The 15,546-nt window shown below is 71.9% G+C and carries 19 protein-coding genes; 8 read left to right on the top strand and 11 right to left on the bottom strand.

Annotated elements, in window-relative coordinates:
• Nucleotides 1–22: 22 nt before the first annotated feature.
• Entirely contained in the window at nucleotides 23–538 is a 516-nt protein-coding gene (locus HL658_RS25890) for a mismatch-specific DNA-glycosylase (RefSeq protein WP_180285311.1), read from the top strand.
• 3 nt (nucleotides 539–541) lie between these two features.
• Here HL658_RS25890 and HL658_RS25895 read toward each other — a convergent pair whose 3' ends face one another.
• From HL658_RS25895 to rsmI, 5 genes are all read right to left on the bottom strand, one after another.
• Nucleotides 542–700, bottom strand: a complete 159-nt coding sequence (locus HL658_RS25895) for a hypothetical protein (protein WP_180285310.1) — start codon at nucleotides 698–700, stop codon at nucleotides 542–544.
• 64 nt (nucleotides 701–764) lie between these two features.
• Nucleotides 765–1,712 (bottom strand): glutathione synthase, encoded by a 948-nt coding sequence (gene gshB / locus HL658_RS25900; RefSeq protein WP_180285309.1) that lies wholly within the window; start codon nucleotides 1,710–1,712, stop codon nucleotides 765–767.
• A gap of 25 nt (nucleotides 1,713–1,737) precedes the next feature.
• Nucleotides 1,738–2,571, bottom strand: a complete 834-nt coding sequence (locus tag HL658_RS25905; protein ID WP_180285308.1) for a transglutaminase family protein — start codon at nucleotides 2,569–2,571, stop codon at nucleotides 1,738–1,740.
• Between the two features lie 67 nt (nucleotides 2,572–2,638).
• Complete coding sequence (locus HL658_RS25910) at nucleotides 2,639–3,010, bottom strand: YraN family protein (RefSeq protein WP_180285307.1); 372 nt, start codon at nucleotides 3,008–3,010, stop codon at nucleotides 2,639–2,641.
• Nucleotides 2,994–3,935, bottom strand: a complete 942-nt coding sequence (gene rsmI, locus HL658_RS25915; RefSeq protein ID WP_343055339.1) for a 16S rRNA (cytidine(1402)-2'-O)-methyltransferase — start codon at nucleotides 3,933–3,935, stop codon at nucleotides 2,994–2,996. Before rsmI ends, HL658_RS25910 begins: the two co-directional genes overlap by 17 nt.
• 56 nt (nucleotides 3,936–3,991) lie before the next feature.
• On the opposite strand from rsmI, the gene HL658_RS25920 reads away from it, so the two are divergent.
• Complete coding sequence (locus tag HL658_RS25920; protein WP_343055340.1) at nucleotides 3,992–5,191, top strand: penicillin-binding protein activator; 1,200 nt, start codon at nucleotides 3,992–3,994, stop codon at nucleotides 5,189–5,191.
• A 13-nt stretch (nucleotides 5,192–5,204) separates the two neighbouring features.
• Here the strand turns inward: HL658_RS25920 and pip are convergent, their stop codons facing one another.
• The 3 genes from pip to HL658_RS25935 form a co-directional block, all read right to left on the bottom strand.
• Nucleotides 5,205–6,155 carry a prolyl aminopeptidase gene (gene pip, locus HL658_RS25925; protein WP_180285304.1) on the bottom strand — a complete coding sequence of 317 codons (951 nt, stop codon included), beginning with the start codon at nucleotides 6,153–6,155 and terminating at the stop codon, nucleotides 5,205–5,207.
• A gap of 79 nt (nucleotides 6,156–6,234) precedes the next feature.
• Nucleotides 6,235–7,065 (bottom strand): thermonuclease family protein, encoded by an 831-nt coding sequence (locus HL658_RS25930; protein WP_180285303.1) that lies wholly within the window; start codon nucleotides 7,063–7,065, stop codon nucleotides 6,235–6,237.
• Nucleotides 7,062–7,655, bottom strand: coding sequence for a histidine phosphatase family protein (locus tag HL658_RS25935; RefSeq protein ID WP_180285302.1), 594 nt, complete (start codon nucleotides 7,653–7,655; stop codon nucleotides 7,062–7,064). The genes HL658_RS25930 and HL658_RS25935 overlap by 4 nt, the downstream gene beginning before the upstream one ends.
• Nucleotides 7,656–7,728: 73 nt before the next feature.
• Here HL658_RS25935 and HL658_RS25940 point away from each other — a divergent pair, with 73 nt between their 5' ends.
• On the top strand, nucleotides 7,729–9,204 hold the full coding sequence (locus HL658_RS25940) for a M48 family metalloprotease (protein WP_180285301.1): 1,476 nt from the start codon (nucleotides 7,729–7,731) through the stop codon (nucleotides 9,202–9,204).
• A 4-nt stretch (nucleotides 9,205–9,208) separates the two neighbouring features.
• Here the strand turns inward: HL658_RS25940 and HL658_RS25945 are convergent, their stop codons facing one another.
• The 3 genes from HL658_RS25945 to HL658_RS25955 form a co-directional block, all read right to left on the bottom strand.
• Nucleotides 9,209–9,838, bottom strand: a complete 630-nt coding sequence (locus HL658_RS25945) for a DUF938 domain-containing protein (protein WP_180285300.1) — start codon at nucleotides 9,836–9,838, stop codon at nucleotides 9,209–9,211.
• 43 nt (nucleotides 9,839–9,881) lie between these two features.
• A complete protein-coding gene (locus HL658_RS25950; RefSeq protein WP_180285299.1) occupies nucleotides 9,882–10,235 on the bottom strand; it encodes a zinc ribbon domain-containing protein YjdM in 354 nt (117 codons plus the stop codon).
• Between the two features lie 72 nt (nucleotides 10,236–10,307).
• Nucleotides 10,308–11,480: a YbfB/YjiJ family MFS transporter gene (locus HL658_RS25955; RefSeq protein ID WP_180285298.1), complete on the bottom strand. Its 1,173-nt coding sequence runs from the start codon at nucleotides 11,478–11,480 to the stop codon at nucleotides 10,308–10,310.
• Between the two features lie 110 nt (nucleotides 11,481–11,590).
• Here HL658_RS25955 and HL658_RS25960 point away from each other — a divergent pair, with 110 nt between their 5' ends.
• The 5 genes from HL658_RS25960 to HL658_RS25980 all read left to right on the top strand — a co-directional run bounded on the left by HL658_RS25960 (nucleotide 11,591) and on the right by HL658_RS25980 (nucleotide 15,509).
• Entirely contained in the window at nucleotides 11,591–12,511 is a 921-nt protein-coding gene (locus HL658_RS25960; RefSeq protein ID WP_180285297.1) for a LysR substrate-binding domain-containing protein, read from the top strand.
• An 87-nt stretch (nucleotides 12,512–12,598) separates the two neighbouring features.
• On the top strand, nucleotides 12,599–12,931 hold the full coding sequence (gene fdxA / locus HL658_RS25965; protein WP_180285296.1) for a ferredoxin FdxA: 333 nt from the start codon (nucleotides 12,599–12,601) through the stop codon (nucleotides 12,929–12,931).
• 315 nt (nucleotides 12,932–13,246) lie between these two features.
• Nucleotides 13,247–13,747, top strand: a complete 501-nt coding sequence (locus HL658_RS25970; protein WP_180285295.1) for a CarD family transcriptional regulator — start codon at nucleotides 13,247–13,249, stop codon at nucleotides 13,745–13,747.
• Between the two features lie 126 nt (nucleotides 13,748–13,873).
• A complete protein-coding gene (locus HL658_RS25975) occupies nucleotides 13,874–14,683 on the top strand; it encodes a hypothetical protein (protein ID WP_180285294.1) in 810 nt (269 codons plus the stop codon).
• 79 nt (nucleotides 14,684–14,762) lie between these two features.
• Complete coding sequence (locus HL658_RS25980) at nucleotides 14,763–15,509, top strand: methyltransferase domain-containing protein (protein ID WP_180285437.1); 747 nt, start codon at nucleotides 14,763–14,765, stop codon at nucleotides 15,507–15,509.
• Nucleotides 15,510–15,546 lie beyond the last annotated feature (37 nt).

Here is a 15,546-nt window from a genome sequence, read left to right on the forward strand (position 1 = left end):
GTGATGCTAGGGTGAGGCCCTCATGGTCCGCGACATCCTCGCCCCCGGTCTCGACATCCTGTTCGTGGGGTTCAACCCCGGCGTCCGGTCCGGGGCCACCGGGCACAACTACGCCGGCCCCGGCAACCAGTTCTGGCGCCTGCTCGCCGCCGCCGGGCTGACGCCGCGGCTGCTGACGCCGGAGGAGGACGGGCGGCTGCCGGAGTTCGGGCTCGGCTCCACCAACCTCGTGGCGCGGGTGACACCGGGCGCCGCCGACCTCAGCCGGGCGGAACTGCGCGCCGGCGTGCCGCGGCTGGCGGAACTGGTGCGGGCGTTCGGCCCGCGCGCCATCGCCTACACCGGCAAGGGCGTCTATCTGGCGGCGTCGGGGAAGGCGGAAGCGCCCTGGGGGCCGCAGCCGGACAGCCTGTTCGGCGGCCCCCTGGACGTGGTGCTGCCGTCACCCAGCGGCCTGGCGCGCCTGCCTTTCGAGGAGAAGCTGCGCTGGTACCGCACGCTGCGGGCGGTGGTTCCCGCCCGCAGCGTGCCGGATTAGGGATCAGCGACCGCCCTTCGGCTCCACATTCTCCGCCCCCTTGCGGGTGCCGCCGAACTTGTCGGCGCCCTTGGCGTCGGGGGTGTCCGGCTTCTTGTGGTTGCCGGTGTTCTGCTGATCGTCGGTGTGCTTGACGGTCTGTTCGGTGTGCGGCTGCTTCATCGGGGCTGTCTCCCTTTGGTGGACACAGACCGGAGAACAGCCGGCACCGCGGGCCGTCACGCCGTCATGAACGGCCGAGCCGCCGCTCCATCGCGTCCCAGAGCTGGGCTTCGAGCTGCACGCCGTTCAGCCGGTTGATCTCCTGGATGCCCGTGGGGGAGGTGACGTTGATCTCCGTCATGTAGTCGCCGATCACGTCGATGCCGACGAAGACCAGCCCGCGCTCGCGCAGGACGGGACCGATGGCGGCGCAGATCTCCCGCTCGCGGGCGGTCAGCTCGGTCTTGCGGGCGCTGCCGCCGGCGTGGAAGTTGGCACGCGCCTCTCCGTCCTGCGGCATGCGGCTGACGGCACCCGCCGGTTCGCCGTCGATCAGGATGATGCGCTTGTCGCCCTGGCGGATTTCCGGCAGGTACTTCTGCACGATCACCGGCTCGCGGTAGAGCTGGGTGAACATCTCCAGCAGCGAACCCAGGTTCTCGTCATCGGGCTTCAGGTGGAAGACGCCGGCCCCGCCGTTGCCGAACAGCGGCTTGACGATGATGTCCTTGTACTCGGTGCGGAAGTCCAGGATGGCCTGCTTGTCCGACGTGATCAGCGTCGGCGGCATCAGGTCGGGGAAATGGGTGACGAACAGCTTCTCCGGTGCGTTGCGGACATGCGCCGGATCGTTCAGCACCAGCACCTTGGGCTGGACATGCTCCAGCAGGTGGGTGGCGGTGATGTAGGCCATGTCGAAGGGCGGGTCCTGCCGCATCAGGATCAGGTCGAAGCCCGACAGGTCCACCACCTGCGGCTCGCCCAGCCGGTAATGGGCGCCGCGCTTGCGCTCCACCTCCAGCGTGCGCACCCGCGCCGTCAGGCGGTTGCCGGTCAGGCTGAGGTCGCGGGGGTGGTAGTGGTGCAGCGCGTGGCCGCGCCGCTGCCCCTCCAGCGCCATCATGAAGCTCGAGTCGGTGTCGATGTTGATCGACTCGATGGGGTCCATCTGGAAGGCGACCATGAGCGTCATCGCGCGTCTCTCCGGGGAACGGGGGTCAGTTCAGGCGGCCCTTGAGCTGCTGGATCAGCATGGCGGCCTGGTGCAGGTGGCGGTCGCTGTCGGACAGGCGCATGAAGGTCTCCAGCGCCTCGATGGCGTCGAGCAGATTGCCGCTGTGCGCCTCCAGCAGCCCGGTTTCCCGCCACAGGGCCGGCTCGTCGGGGGCGAAGACCCGCATGGTCTCCAGCACCTCCAGCGCGCGCGGCACGTCGTGGGCGGACAGGAAGCGGAGCTTCAGGTTGTTCTGCAGCCGCAGCAGGATGTCGCGGTTGCGCACGGGCTGGTAATGGCCGGGCTCCAGCTCGGCCGCGGCCCCGGCGGTGGCCTTCAGCAGGTCGCGCAGGTCCACGGCGGTGCGCACCTGCCCCTCGTTGAAGGGGTCGATGATGGCGCGCTCGCCGCCGCAATCCATACGCACCAGGAAATGGCCGGGGAAGTTCAGCCCGACCATCGCCCAGCCCATGGCGCGCGCCGCGTGCAGGTAGAGGATGCCCAGCGTCACCGGCAGCCCCTTGCGGCGGTCGATCACGCGCAGCAGGTTGGCGTTCTGGAGGTCGTCGTAGGTGTCGCTGTCGCCGCAATAGCCGTGCCGCTCGATGATGATGTCGTGCAGCAGGGTGATGCGGGCCGCCAGCCCGTCGCCGGCCGCGTCGAACCGGTCGTGCATGTCGCGGGCGATGGCGGCGAGGTGGCGGCGGTAGCGGTCGAGCGGCTGGCCCGGCCGGTCGAGCGAGCCCAGCGCCAGTGCCGCCTCGGCCAGATCGATCTCCTCGTCGCGCCGGGCGCCGACGTCGCGCAGGATCGCGAGGGCTTCTGTACGGCTGGACACGCGCGTTCCTTCCCCTGGCCCCAATCCCCTGGACCTTATCCCCTGGCCCGAAAGTCCCGCCGGCCGGTCACGCGCGCCAGGCGTCGCGCAGGTGCCGCGGCAATCTCCAAGGGGTAACCAGCATCACGTCGAATCGCAAGCTCAACCCCGCATACTGCGGATTGGCGGCAAGGTAAAGATGCGCGGCCCGCGCCAGCCGGCCGCGCTGGCGGGCGGACAGTGCCTCCGACGCCTGCGCCCAGTCCGCGCGTGCCTTCACCTCCACAACCGCGAGCGTGTCGCCGCGCCGGGCCACGATGTCGATCTCCCCCAGCGGCGTGCGCAGCCGCGTCGCCAGGATGCGGTAGCCCTTCAGCCGCAGCCACCAGCGGCAGAGGGCCTCCGCATACCGGCCGAAGCGATCGGTGCGCCGGCGGTGCTCGTCAATCATCCCGTCCATCGCCTCGTCCTTTCCTCCGGGCGCGACGATCCTGGGACAGCGGGGTTTCCGCCGGGTTACCGATTCGATCGGGACCCGGTGAGCGCGCCAGTTCCAGCGCACGGGCGTAGACGGCGCGGCGCGGCCGGCCGGTGCGGGCCGCCACGTCGGCCGCCGCGTCGCGCACCGACAGCCGCTCCAGCGCCTCCCTCAGCAGCCCGTCCACATCCTCGGCACTCGCCTCCCCCTCGTCCGCGGCCGGCGGGCCGATCACCAGCACCACCTCGCCGCGCGGCGGCCCCGCCCCGGCGTAATGCGCCGCCAGTTCCGGCAGGGGACCGCGCCGCACCTCCTCGTAGAGCTTGGTCAGCTCGCGCGCCACCGCCGCCTCCCGCCCGCCCAGCAGGAGGGCCAGATCGGCCAGCGTGTCGGGCAGGCGCTGGGCGGATTCGAAGAGGATGAGCGTGGCGCCCACACCCTTCAACTCGCCGATGGCGGTGCGCCGCGCCGCCCCCTTGGAGGGCAGGAAGCCCGCGAACAGGAAGCGGTCGGTCGGCAGGCCGGACAGCACCAGCGCGGTCAGCGGCGCCGACGGGCCGGGCAGGGCGTGCACCGGCAGCCCCGCCTCGTGCAGGTCGCGCACCAGCTTGTAGCCTGGATCTGAGACCAGCGGGGTGCCGGCGTCCGACACCAGCGCCACCGCCTCCCCCGCCTGGATGCGCCCGATCAGGACCGGGCGCATGCGCTGGGCGTTGTGCTCGTGGTAGGCAAGGAGCGGCCGGTCGATGCCGTGGATGGCCATCAGCTTGGCCGTCACCCGCGTGTCCTCGCAGGCGATGGCGTCGGCGCGGCGCAGCGTGTCGAGCGCGCGCAGCGTGATGTCGGCGGCGTTCCCGATCGGGGTCGCCACGATGTGCAGGCCGGCCGCGAGTTTACTTGAGGCCACGGTGCCGCTACCTTCACCGGCACCTGTTGACGCTTCAGCGGATGTGGAGACCTTCGGTGGCACGTTCTGCGACACTCGTTCCTCGCGCGCTGTCCGGGCTGGGGACGGTCCGTTCCCGTGCCGCGGTCCTGTGGACCCTGTGCGCGCTCCTCGTAGCGGGCTGCTCGACTGTAACGGGGGTTCGACCGACGGCACAAGCGCCGCAGCCCACCCCCGCCGCCCCGCCGCCGGTGACGAAGGTGGCGCTGCTGCTGCCGCTGACCGGCCAGAGTGCCGCCATCGGCCAGCCGATGCTGGAATCGGCGCAGATGGCGTTGTTCGACGTGGCCGGCGACCGGTTCGAGCTGCTGCCGCGCGACACCAGGGGCACCCCGCAGGGGGCCGCCGACGCCGCCCGCGGGGCGCTGGCCGACGGCGCCCAGCTCGTGCTCGGGCCGCTCTTCGCCGCGGAGGTGGCGGCGGTGAAGCCGATCACCCAGGCGGCCGGCGTGTCGGTGCTGGCCTTCTCCACCGACTGGACGCTGGCCGGTGGCGGCACCCACATCCTTGGTTTCGTGCCGTCCGACCAGGTGAACCGCGTCGTCGGCTTCGCCCGCTCCCGCGGCGTCACCCGCTTCGCCACGCTGGCCCCGCGCTCCCCCTACGGCGACGCCGTGGTGAACGCGCTCCAGTCGGCCACCCAGCGCTTCGGCGGGCAGGTGACGCAGATCGAGCGCTACGAGCCCGGCAACCCCGACACCGCCCAGGTGGTGCGCCCGCTGACCGGCCTGCCCACCCCGCCGCAGGCGGTGATGCTGGCCGACGGCGTGGCGCGCACCCGCCAGCTCGGCGCGGCGCTGGCCGCCGGCGGAGTCGACACCGCGCAGGTCCGCCTGCTCGGCACCGGGCTGTGGGACGATCCGGGGCTGGGCCAGGAACCGGCCATGGTCGGTTCCTGGTTCGCCGCCCCCGCGCCGCGCGGGCGCGCGGATTTCGAGGCGCGCTTCGAGTCGATCTACGGCCGCAAGCCGCCGCGGCTGGCCACCCTGTCCTACGACGCCACGGCGATGGCCGCCGCGCTCACCAAGGCGCACGGCCCCAACGCCTTCACCCCCGCGAACCTGACCAGCCCCAGCGGCTTCGAAGGGGTGGACGGGCTGTTCCGCCTGCGCACCGGCGGTGTGGCCGAACGCGGGCTGGCCGTGCTGGAGGTCACCCCCGACGGCACCCGCGTCCTCGACCCCGCCCCGTCCAGCTTCGCCACGCTGGGTCAGTAGGGGAGGGTTGGGGTCACCGCACCGCCTTGAACCGCTCCGTGGCGTGCACCAGCGCGGAGCGGATGCCGGGTTCCATGGCGGAATGGCCGGCGTTTGGGACGACGACGTAGTCGGCCTCGGGCCAGGCGCGGCGCAGGGTGTCGGCGGTGGTGATGGGGCAGACGATGTCGTAGCGGCCCTGCACGATCACCGCCGGAATGTGGCGGATCAGGTGCACGTCGCGCAGCAGCCGGTCCTCCGGCGTGAAGGCGTTGTGGCGGAAGTAATGCGCCTCGATCCGCGACAGGCCCAGCGCATGGGCGTCCTCGCCGGACGCGGCGATCAGGTCGGGCGACGGCAGCAGCGAGGAGCAGGCCCCCTCGTACATGCTCCACGCCCGCGCCGCGGCCATGCGGATGCCGGGGTCGGGTGAATCGAGCCGGCGCCAGTAGGCCTCCAGCAGGTCGCCGCGCTCCTCCTCCGGGATGTGCCCGGTGAACTGGCTCCAGGCCTCCGGGAAGATGCGGCCCATGTCGTTGAGGAACCAGTCGATCTCCGACCGCCGCATGAGGAAGATGCCGCGCAGGATCAGGCCCAGGCAGCGGTCGGGGTGGGCCTGCGCGTAGGCGAGCGCCAGGGTGGACCCCCAGGAGCCGCCGAACAGGTGCCAGCGCTGGATGCCCAGCAGCTGCCGCAGCGCCTCAAGGTCGGCGACGAGGCGGTCGGTGTCGTTGTTGTGGGTTTCGCCCAGCGGGGTGGAGCGGCCGGCCCCGCGCTGGTCCATCACCACGATGCGGTAATGGCCGGGGTCGAAGAAGCGGCGGTGGGTGGGCGAGGCGCCGGCCCCCGGCCCGCCGTGCAGGAAGACCACCGGCACACCCTTGGGGTTGCCGCACTGCTCCCAATAGAGCGTGTGGATTTCGTCCACCGGCAGGCGGCCGGTCTCAAAGGGATCGATGGGCGGGAACAGTTCGCTGCGGGCCATGAACTCGTCCTGTCGTCGGGCGCGCAACAGTGTAGGGGCTTGCGCGGTCCTGCGCCATGCCGCAGCGGGGCGGTTCGGATCACTCGTCGTCCTTGCCGGCGCTTTCGCCGGCAGGGGCCGGCGGGCGCTGGCCCAGCCGCTCGATCTGCTCGGGGTGGGTGACCTCGATGGTGGGGCCGTAATGTTCGCCGATCCAGCCGCGCACGCGGATCGTCTCCGCCGGCAGCCCCAGCGGGTCGAGACCGGACTTGGCGAAGGCGCGCAGCGCGTCGCGGCCGATCCGCGCGGTCACGTCGCTGCGCCAGTCCTCGCCGAAATCCAGGTAGACGGTGCCGCCGCGCTTCTCCGCCCGCAGCACGCGGCCCTCCACGATCTGGAAGCTGTCGATGTCGCGGCGCAAGCGTTGCGGGTCGGCGGGGCGCACGGCATAGGCGCGGGTCCTCCACAGCCCCAGCCCGCGGTCGCGCGCGGCGGCCTCCAGCGCCAGCATCTCGGCGGCCAGCTCGCGGCCGTCGGGCAGGGTGCGCACGCGGGCGTGGCCGGCGGCCAGCAGCTCCCCCTGCCACCAGCGGCCGTCGGCGCCCACGGCCTGGGCCGGCAGCCGGCCGTACCGGTCGGGCAGGGTGCCGTCGGGGCCGTGCAGGCGCACCCCCCGCCCGGCGGCCAGCCCCTTCAGCGCCGCGGTCGCGGCCTCGGCCAGCGGCCAGCGCCGTTCGGTCTCGCGGCCGGGCGGTGGCTTGGCCGCCTCGATGCCGGCCAGCCGGACGAGGCGTCCGTCCTCCAGCTCCACCGTGTCGCCATCGATCACCGCCGCCACCCGCCCCTCGCCCAGCCGCGGCAGCCGCTCGGCCGGGGATGCGGCGGCGAGCAGCAGGGCCAGCAGCAGCAGGAGGGGACGGAGGCGCGTCACGGGCGAATGCGGCCCACCGCGGTGAAACCGCCGCCGGCGGGTGCCAGCACCACCATCTCCCCCTGCTGCGGGAAGACGCCGGTCAGCGCGGTGATGTTCACCTGATGGGTGACCATCAGCCGGTTGCCCGGCCCCCGCCAGGAGGCGACGAGGCGGCGGGCGGCGTCCGTCTGCGCCTCGCGGTCGCCCTGCCCGTCGAAGAAGGAGTTGACGGCGGGCTCCACCCGCACCGGGGCGACGGCCATCAGCTCGGCCGTCTCAAAGCTGCGGCACCAGACGCTGGTGAGCGCCTCGTCCACCCGCACCCCCTCCCGGCGCAGCCGTTCGCCGGCGGCGCGCGCGTCCGCCCGGCCGGCGTCGGACAGGTTGCGCTGGGTGGCGCAGTCGCCCAGCCGGAAACCCGGCGGGTCGCCGGTGCCGGGCACGGTGGCGGCGTGGCGCATCAGGATGACGTGCCCGCCCCGCGCCAGAGCGGCCCAGGCCGCCGCCTCGCTTCCGGTGGCGGCGGTGGCGACGGCGGGTGCCCCGGCGAGCAGGGCCAGCAGGGCGGACAGCAGGAAAAGGCGGCGGCGGGCGAACCTTGCGGGCATGGCGCCGTTGTCCTCATGAACCGTTGGTCTCGACCATAACAGTAATGCCGCAACGACGGGGGTCCATCGCACCATGCCGCCTTTGGGAACCATCGCCGCATCCTGGCGCCGCGGGGGCGCGCTCGCCGCCGCCGTCCTGCTCGCCGCCTGCGCGGTCAACCCGGCGACGGGGGAACGCCAGTTCACCGGGCTGCTGCCCTCCGGGCAGGAGGCCGAGCTCGGCGCGTCCGAGCATCCGAAGGTCGTCGCCCAGTTCGGCGGCGCGTACAAGGATCCGGGGCTGACGGCGCTGGTCGACCGGGTCGGCGCGCGGCTGGCCGCGGTGACCGAGCGGCCGCAGGGGCCCTGGACCTTCACCGTGCTGGACAGCGACGTGGTGAACGCCTTCGCGCTGCCGGGCGGCTATGTCTACCTGACGCGCGGCCTGCTCGCCCTGGCCGAGGACGAGGCCGAGGTGGCCGGGGTGATGGCGCACGAGATGGGCCACGTCACCGGCCGCCACACGGCGGAACGGATGAGCCAGTCCACGGTCGCCGGGGTGCTGACCGCGGGGCTCGGCGCCGTGCTCGGCAGTCCGATCCTGGCGCAGGCGCTCGGCCTCGGGTCGGAGGCGGTGCTGGCCGGCTATTCCCGCGGGCAGGAGCTGGAGGCGGACGGGTTGGGCGTTCGCTACCTCGCGGCGGCCGGCTACGACCCGATGGCGATGGCGAGTTTCCTGGAGACGATGCGCCGCTTCGACCAGTACCAGTCGCAGGTCGCCGGGCGGGAGGCGTCCGGCTTCGACTTCTTCGCCACCCACCCGCGCACCGAGGAGCGCGTGCAGCAGGCGGCCGACCTCGCCCGCAAACAGACGGCGGGTGCCGGCGAGCGGCCCGCGCAGCCCTACCTCGCCGCCATCGACGGGGTGGTGTGGGGCGACAGCCCGGAGCAGGGGCTGGTGCGCGGGCGGGAGTTCGTGCACCCCGTGCTGGGCTTCCGGTTCGAGGTGCCGGAGGGCTACACGCTGCTCAACGGCACGCAGCAGGTGATCGGGCGCGGCGAAGCGGGGACCGCGCTGATTTTCGACACGGCACCCGCCGGGGGAACCGCCGACCCGGCCGCGCACATCTCGGGCACCTGGGCGGCCGGGGCGCCGCTGGTCGGCCTGGAGCCGGTCACCATCAACGGCATGCCCGCCGCCACCGCGGTGACCAGCGGCCGGACCGACCAGGGGGCGGTCGATGTGCGGCTGGTCGCCATCCGCATGGCGCCCGACCGCTTCTACCGCTTCACCTTCGTGGCCCCGGAGGGCGGGCTGTCGCGTGTCGATGCGCAGTTCCGGCAGATCGCCTCCAGCTTCCGCCGGATCACCGCGCAGGAGGCGGCGGGTTTCCGGCCCCGCCGCGTGCAGGTGGTGACCGCCGGCCCCAACGACACCGCGGCGACGATGGCCGCCCGCATGGGGCAGGAGCCGCGCGCCGAGGATCTGTTCCGCATCATCAACGACCTGCCGCCGGGCACGCCGCTGCCGGCGGGCCGGCCGGTGAAGATCGTGGCGCCGGCGGGCTGAGGGCTCACCCCGTGCGCCGGAACAGCACGGTGAGGTTGTTGGCCGGCATCGCCACCACGTCGGCCAGCGCCAGCCCGTGGTCGCGCGCCGCCGCCTCCACCGCCTCCAGGTCGCGCACACCCCAGGACGGGTCGCGGGCCTTCAGGTCGGCGTCGAAGGCGGCGTTGGACGGGGCGGTGTGGGCGCCGCCGCGGCGGAACGGGCCGTAGAGCAGCAGCGGCCCGCCCGGTGGCAGCACGGCCCCAGCCCCGCGCAGCAGCCCCAGCCCGGCCGCCCAGGGGGCGATGTGGATCATGTTGATGCACACCACGGCGTCCGCGCTCTCCAGCGGCCACGGGTGGGTTGCGGCGTCGAGCGCCAGCGGGGCTGTCAGGTTCGGCAGGGCGGCCTCCGCCCGCCAGCCCTCGATGCTGGCGCGCAGGGCCGGGTCGGGGTCGCTCGGCTGCCAGGTCACCCCCGGCAGGGCGGCGGCGAAATGCACCGCGTGCTGGCCGGTGCCGCTGGCCACCTCCAGCACCAGCCCCGCCGCCGGCAGCGAGTCTCGCAGCACGGCCAGGATGGGATCGCGGTTGCGGTCGGTGGCCGGGGCGTGGCGGCGCGGGTCGGCGGGGACGAAGGGGTCGAACTGGCTCATCGGTTCTGGCTCATGGGGCGGGTCTCCCGGCCGGACGCGGGCGTCAGGCCTTCTTCACGAACTCCGACTTCAGGTTCATGGCGCCGATGCCGTCGATCTTGCAGGCGATGTCGTGCCCGTCGACGGCGTCCACCAGCCGGATGTTCTTCACCTTGGTGCCGCCCTTGACCACCAGCGACGACCCTTTGACCTTCAGGTCCTTGATCACGGTCACGCTGTCGCCGTCGCTGAGCGGGTTGCCGTTGGCGTCACGCACGCCCGGCCGGACCTCGTCGGCGGGTGCGGCGGCTGCGGCCTGGGGGTTCCATTCATGGGCGCACTCCGGGCAGATCCACAGGCTGCCATCCTCGTAGACATGCTCGGAGCCGCAGTTCGGGCACTTCAGGTCGTCGGTCATCGTTTTCCCCAAGTCAGGTGGGGGCACTCTAGTGCAGCGACGGTGCGAAAGGGAAACGCGCTAAGCGCAGGTTCAGCCATGGGCCGCCCGTGCGCGCAGGCCGCGGCCGGACAGCGCCGAGCCCAGCGCCAGCAGCAGGGTGCCCAGCATCACCGCGCCCGCGGCCCCGGCGAGCGCCACGCCGTAGCTGCCGGTCGCCTCCACCGCCAGCCCGGCCGGCAGCGGCCCCAGCACCTGCCCGACGCTGTAGGCGGTGGTCAGCGCCCCGATGATCCGCGCGGATGCCCCTCCGGAGAGCTGCCGGCCCAGCCCGAAGGCCAGCCCGACGATGCCCACGAAGGTCCCGCCATAAAGCGCCGCCGACAGCAGCCCGCCCGCCACCCCCAGCCCGGCGAGCGGCAGCAGGATGCCCACCGCCTGCACCGTGTGGGCCAGCATCAAGGCCCGCCACAGCCCGAGCCGCCGGCCGGTCCAGGCCCACAGGGCGGGGGAGACGGCGGCGGCCAGCCCGGTGACCATCCAGGCGATGCCACCCAGCGCGGCGGTGTCGGGCATGCCCTTGAGGATCGCCACCAGGAAGGTGCCGGTGACGATGTAACCGGCGCCCTCCAGGAAATAGGCGGCGGTGAGCAGCAGCAACGGCGCCGACAGCCAGCCGCCGCCCGCCGGCGTGTCGGCCGCCTTGGCCGCCGGGCGTGGCTGGTCGGTCATGGCACTCCAGGAGACCGGCGCCAGCACGGCGCAGATCAGGCCCAGCGCCAGCCACTTGCCGCTCCAATCCAGAACCCCGCCGCTGAGAGCCACAAACAGGCCGGATCCGGCGATTCCGATGCCGACGCCGGAATAGAGCCATCCCGCCCGGTTCTCGCGCCCGGCGCGGGCCAGCGCGTCCAGCGTCATGGCGATGCCCAGCACGAACATGCCGGCGCTGGCGACGCCGGAGACGAAGCGCAGCACCGACCACGCCACCAGGTCGGTGGTCAGCCCCATACCGGCCGTGCTCGACACGCTGGCGACCAGCGAGACGCGGAAGGCCCAGGTGCGCGGGGCACCCTGCGGCACCAACCCGGTGACCACGGCGCCCAGCAGGTAGCCCAGGAAGTTGATGGACGCGATCAGCCCCGCCTCCCCCACGCCCAGCCCGGCTTCGGCCTGCATATAGGGCAGGATGGGGGTGAAGGCGAAGCGCCCGATCCCCATGGCGATGGTCAGCGCCAGAAGCCCGCCCAGCAGCACCCGGATCATGAGCAGCCCTCCACGGAAACGGTCCAGGGAGCATGACCCGGCCGCACCCCTCATTTCCAATGAAACTTCCGCATGGTATCATTCACTTTCCGTGATGGCAGGAGGCGGGGATGGATCTTCCGGCGTTGCGCGTGGTCAAGGCGGTGGCGGACACCGGCAGCGTCAGCCGTGCGGCGGAAAGCCTGAACTGCGTCCAGTCCAACGTGACCGCGCGGCTGAAGCGGCTGGAGGAGGAGCTGGGCGTGCCGCTGTTCCTGCGATTGGCCCGCGGCATGGAGCCGACGCCGCCCGGACGGGTCCTGGCCGACTACGCCGACCGTGTGCTGCGGCTGGTGTCGCAGGCCCGCCTGGCGGTGGCGGACGCGGCCGGGTGCGGGGTTCAGCTCAGCATCGGCACCATGGAGACGACGGCCGCCGTGCGCCTGCCGCCGGTGCTGGCGCGCTTCCACGCAATCCGCCCGGACGTGGAGATGACCGTTCAGCCCGGCAACACACAGGACATGCTGGCCCAGGTGCTGGCCGGCCGCCTCGACGGCGCCTTCGTCTCCGGGCCGGTGGAGCATCCGGAGCTGCTGGCCGAGCCCGCCTTCGTGGAGGAGCTGGTGCTGGTGGAGGCCGCCGCCGCCCCGCCGGCGGGCGGCGGCGGCTGGACCCTTCTGGCCTTCCGGCCCGGCTGTGTCTACCGGGCGCGGGCCGAAGCCGCCCTGCGCGCGGCGGGGCGGGTGCCCTTCCGCGTCATGGAATTCGGGGCGCTCGACGCCATACTTGGATGCGTGGCCGCCGGGATGGGCATCACCGTGCTGCCGCGCGCGGTGGTGGAGCGCGACCCCTGGGCGTCCCTGGTCGCCGCGCGCGACCTGCCGGACGACCAGGCGCGCATCGCCACCCTGTTCGTGCGCCGTCGCGACGCCATGGAAACCGGCGCCATGCGAGCCTTTCGCAAGGTGGCGGGGATGGCGGGCGATGCCGGGGGCGCGACACCAGCGCCCACAGCGCGCGCGGGGTTGATGGTGCCGGATGCGGCGTGCTAGGCAGAACGCGGTGCTCTTTGGGTGAATGCTGGCCGATCCGCCGCGTCCGCATCGCGCGGGGCGGGGCGGCCGAGGGGAGAATGGAACATGCCGTATGTCGTTACGGATGACTGCATCCGCTGCAAGTACACGGATTGCGTGGAGGTGTGCCCGGTCGATTGCTTCTACGAGGGGGAGAACATGCTCGTCATCCACCCCGACGAATGCATCGACTGCGGCGTGTGCGAGCCGGAATGCCCGGCCGAGGCGATCGTGCCCGACACCGACGGCCGGGCCGAGGCGTGGATGCAGCTGAACCGCGAGTATTCGGCGCAGTGGCCGAACCTGACCCGCAAGAAGGATTCGCTGCCCGACGCCGACGAGTACAAGGGTGTCGGAGATAAGTACACGAAGTTCTTTTCGCCCAAGCCCGGCGGCTGACGCTGAAACCGCCCGCTTCGGCGGGCGGTTCATGTTGCCATGCAAAAATTACGGCACGGCCATCGCGCCGCAGCATCCGTTTGCAGCGGGCGCGGCGCGGACTCCCTTTGTAACTGCGTCGTAACATCGCTATAATGGTGGGAGGAGCCGGCCTCCGCGCCATTGCCGGTCTTCCCTTCGACCAAAGGCCCGTGACTTCCATCGGCGCTGCGGAACCCTCCTCCCCGCGGCGTGCTGGTCGATCCGGGGTCTTTTTCGTCCCGTTCCACCGGGGCGGCAAAATGGCGTGATCGCGAGCAGTGAGAGCGAACCCACATGTCGAACAAGCTTGAGTTCGAGGCCGGTGACTTCGTGGTCTATCCGGCTCATGGCGTCGGCCGCGTCGAAGGTATCGAGACCCACACCATCGCCGGTTTCGAGGTCCAGCTCTATGCGATCACCTTCGAGAAGGAACGCATGACGCTGAAGGTGCCGGTCACCAAGGCGCGGAACTCGGGCTTGCGCCGTCTCAGCTCCAAGGACCGGATCAAGACCGCGCTGGAGACTCTGCAGGGCCGCTCGCGCGTGCGCCGCACCATGTGGAGCCGCCGCGCCCAGGAGTACGAGGCCAAGATCAACTCGGGCGACCCGGTGTCCATCGCCGAGGTGGTGCGCGATCTCTACCGCGGCGCCGACCAGTCCGACCAGTCCTACAGCGAGCGCCAGATCTATCAGGCCGCGCTCGAGCGCCTTGCCCGTGAGCTGGCCGCCGTCGAGAAGATCGACGAGTTCAAGGCCACCGAGCGTCTGGAGCAGGTGCTGCAGAAGGCCGCCTGAGCGAAAAAGGGGTGCCGTGGCGCCCCCATCGCGATTGCGGTGATTTCGCCTTTCTTCGATCGGCACCGCCGCTTAGACTTCGGCCCCAGGGGTTCCTCCTGGGGCCGTTTTCATAGGCGCTGCGCAATGCCAGGAACCGACAAGTTCGCCGATCTCGGCCGGCCCCGCCGCATCTGGGCCGTGGGTGCGATCCATGCGCAGATCGATCGCCTCGGCGGCGTGCACGAGCTGATCGCCTCGCGCTTCCAGCCGGGCGACCGCATCGTCTATCTGGGCAACATGATCGGCTGGGGCACCGCCGTCATCGAGACCATCGACACGCTGCTCGCCTTCCGGCGCGCCGTCCTGGCGGCACAAGGTGCCATGGCCGGCGACGTCGTCTATCTGCGCGGCGGGCAGGAGGAGATGTGGCAGAAGCTGCTGCAGCTCCAGTTCGCCCCCAACCCCGGCGAGGTGTTCGACTGGATGCTGCGCCAGGGCGTCGCCCCGACGCTCGCCGCCTATGGCGGGCTGGCGGAGCTGGGCATGGCGTCGGCCCGTGGCGGGGCGATGGCGACCGGCCGCTGGACCCAGTCGATGCGCGCCGCCATGCAGGCCCATCCCGGTCACGAGAACCTGTTCAGCGCGCTCCGCCGCGCCGCCCACGCCGGCCCGACGGAGGCCGGCGGCGTGCTGCTGGTGAGCGCCGGCGTCGATCCGAGTCGACCCTTCGGCCACCAGGGGGACAGCTTCTGGTGGGGCGGTGCCGGCTTCGCCCGCATCGACGAGCCCTATGGCGGCTTCCGCCGCGTCGTGCGCGGCTTCGATCCGGCCCGACAGGGCCTGCGGGTGTCGGACTTCACCGCCACGCTGGACGGCGGCTGCGGCTTCGGCGGCCATCTTGTCTGCGGCTGCCTGTCCCCCACCGGGGAAATCCTGGACCTGTTCCAGGTCTGACAGCCGGAACGGTGATCGGCGCCGGGTCGCCGCGCCCATGACGTCGCGCACCATCGCCGTCGAGAAGGATATGGTCACAGTGGACATCCCGCGGATATTCACCATCACCGAAAGCGCCCACCGCATCCACAACCCGATCACGCCCGATAAGCTCGCCACGCTCGGTGCGGCGCTGCGTATGGAGGCGGGAACCCGGGTGCTCGACCTCGGCTGCGGCTCGGGGGAGATGCTGTGCACGTGGGCGCGCGATCACGGCATCACCGGCACCGGCATCGACATGTGCCGGTTGTTCACCGAACAGGCGAGACTCCGTGCCGTGGAACTCGGCGTCGCCGACCGGGTCGCGTTCATCCATGGCGACGCAGCCGGGTATGTCGCCGACGAGAAGGCCGATGTGGCGGCTTGTGTCGGCGCCACCTGGATCGGTGGCGGAGTCGCCGGCACCATCGGGCTTCTGGGACGGAGCCTGCGCCCGGGAGGGATCATCCTCGTCGGCGAGCCCTTTTGGCGGAAGTCACCGCCGACGGAGGATGTCGCCAGGGGGTGCCTTGCCAACTCGATCGCCGATTTCCTCCTGCTTCCGGACCTTCTCGCGTCGTTCGGGCGGCTCGGCTGCGACGTCGTCGAGATGGTCCTTGCCGATCAGGACGGCTGGGATCGGTACGAGGCGGCCAAATGGCTCACCATGCGGCGATGGCTGGACGCCAATCCCGACGATGAACTCGTGGGTGAGGTTCGAGACAGACTGACCGTGGAACCCGTGCGTTACGCCACCTGCACACGGGAATATCTGGGTTGGGGCGTGTTCGCTCTGATGATGCGGTGATTGTTCCGCGGAAAGCCGATGATCGATCAGCGCCTTG

Origin of the sequence: Azospirillum oleiclasticum (genome assembly GCF_013423485.1) — a bacterium.
Lineage (GTDB): Bacteria > Pseudomonadota > Alphaproteobacteria > Azospirillales > Azospirillaceae > Azospirillum > Azospirillum oleiclasticum.

What these genes read in the sequence shown, in the direction of transcription:
- HL658_RS25890 (WP_180285311.1), top strand. Translation starts at nt 23, where the DNA reads ATGGTCCGCGACATCCTCGCCCCCGGTCTCGACATCCTGTTCGTGGGG.
- HL658_RS25895 (WP_180285310.1), bottom strand. Translation starts at nt 700, where the DNA reads ATGAAGCAGCCGCACACCGAACAGACCGTCAAGCACACCGACGATCAG.
- gshB (WP_180285309.1), bottom strand. Translation starts at nt 1,712, where the DNA reads ATGACGCTCATGGTCGCCTTCCAGATGGACCCCATCGAGTCGATCAAC.
- HL658_RS25910 (WP_180285307.1), bottom strand. Translation starts at nt 3,010, where the DNA reads ATGGACGGGATGATTGACGAGCACCGCCGGCGCACCGATCGCTTCGGC.
- pip (WP_180285304.1), bottom strand. Translation starts at nt 6,155, where the DNA reads ATGGCCCGCAGCGAACTGTTCCCGCCCATCGATCCCTTTGAGACCGGC.
- HL658_RS25935 (WP_180285302.1), bottom strand. Translation starts at nt 7,655, where the DNA reads ATGCCCGCAAGGTTCGCCCGCCGCCGCCTTTTCCTGCTGTCCGCCCTG.
- HL658_RS25940 (WP_180285301.1), top strand. Translation starts at nt 7,729, where the DNA reads ATGCCGCCTTTGGGAACCATCGCCGCATCCTGGCGCCGCGGGGGCGCG.
- HL658_RS25945 (WP_180285300.1), bottom strand. Translation starts at nt 9,838, where the DNA reads ATGAGCCAGTTCGACCCCTTCGTCCCCGCCGACCCGCGCCGCCACGCC.
- HL658_RS25950 (WP_180285299.1), bottom strand. Translation starts at nt 10,235, where the DNA reads ATGACCGACGACCTGAAGTGCCCGAACTGCGGCTCCGAGCATGTCTAC.
- HL658_RS25955 (WP_180285298.1), bottom strand. Translation starts at nt 11,480, where the DNA reads ATGATCCGGGTGCTGCTGGGCGGGCTTCTGGCGCTGACCATCGCCATG.
- HL658_RS25960 (WP_180285297.1), top strand. Translation starts at nt 11,591, where the DNA reads ATGGATCTTCCGGCGTTGCGCGTGGTCAAGGCGGTGGCGGACACCGGC.
- fdxA (WP_180285296.1), top strand. Translation starts at nt 12,599, where the DNA reads ATGCCGTATGTCGTTACGGATGACTGCATCCGCTGCAAGTACACGGAT.
- HL658_RS25970 (WP_180285295.1), top strand. Translation starts at nt 13,247, where the DNA reads ATGTCGAACAAGCTTGAGTTCGAGGCCGGTGACTTCGTGGTCTATCCG.
- HL658_RS25975 (WP_180285294.1), top strand. Translation starts at nt 13,874, where the DNA reads ATGCCAGGAACCGACAAGTTCGCCGATCTCGGCCGGCCCCGCCGCATC.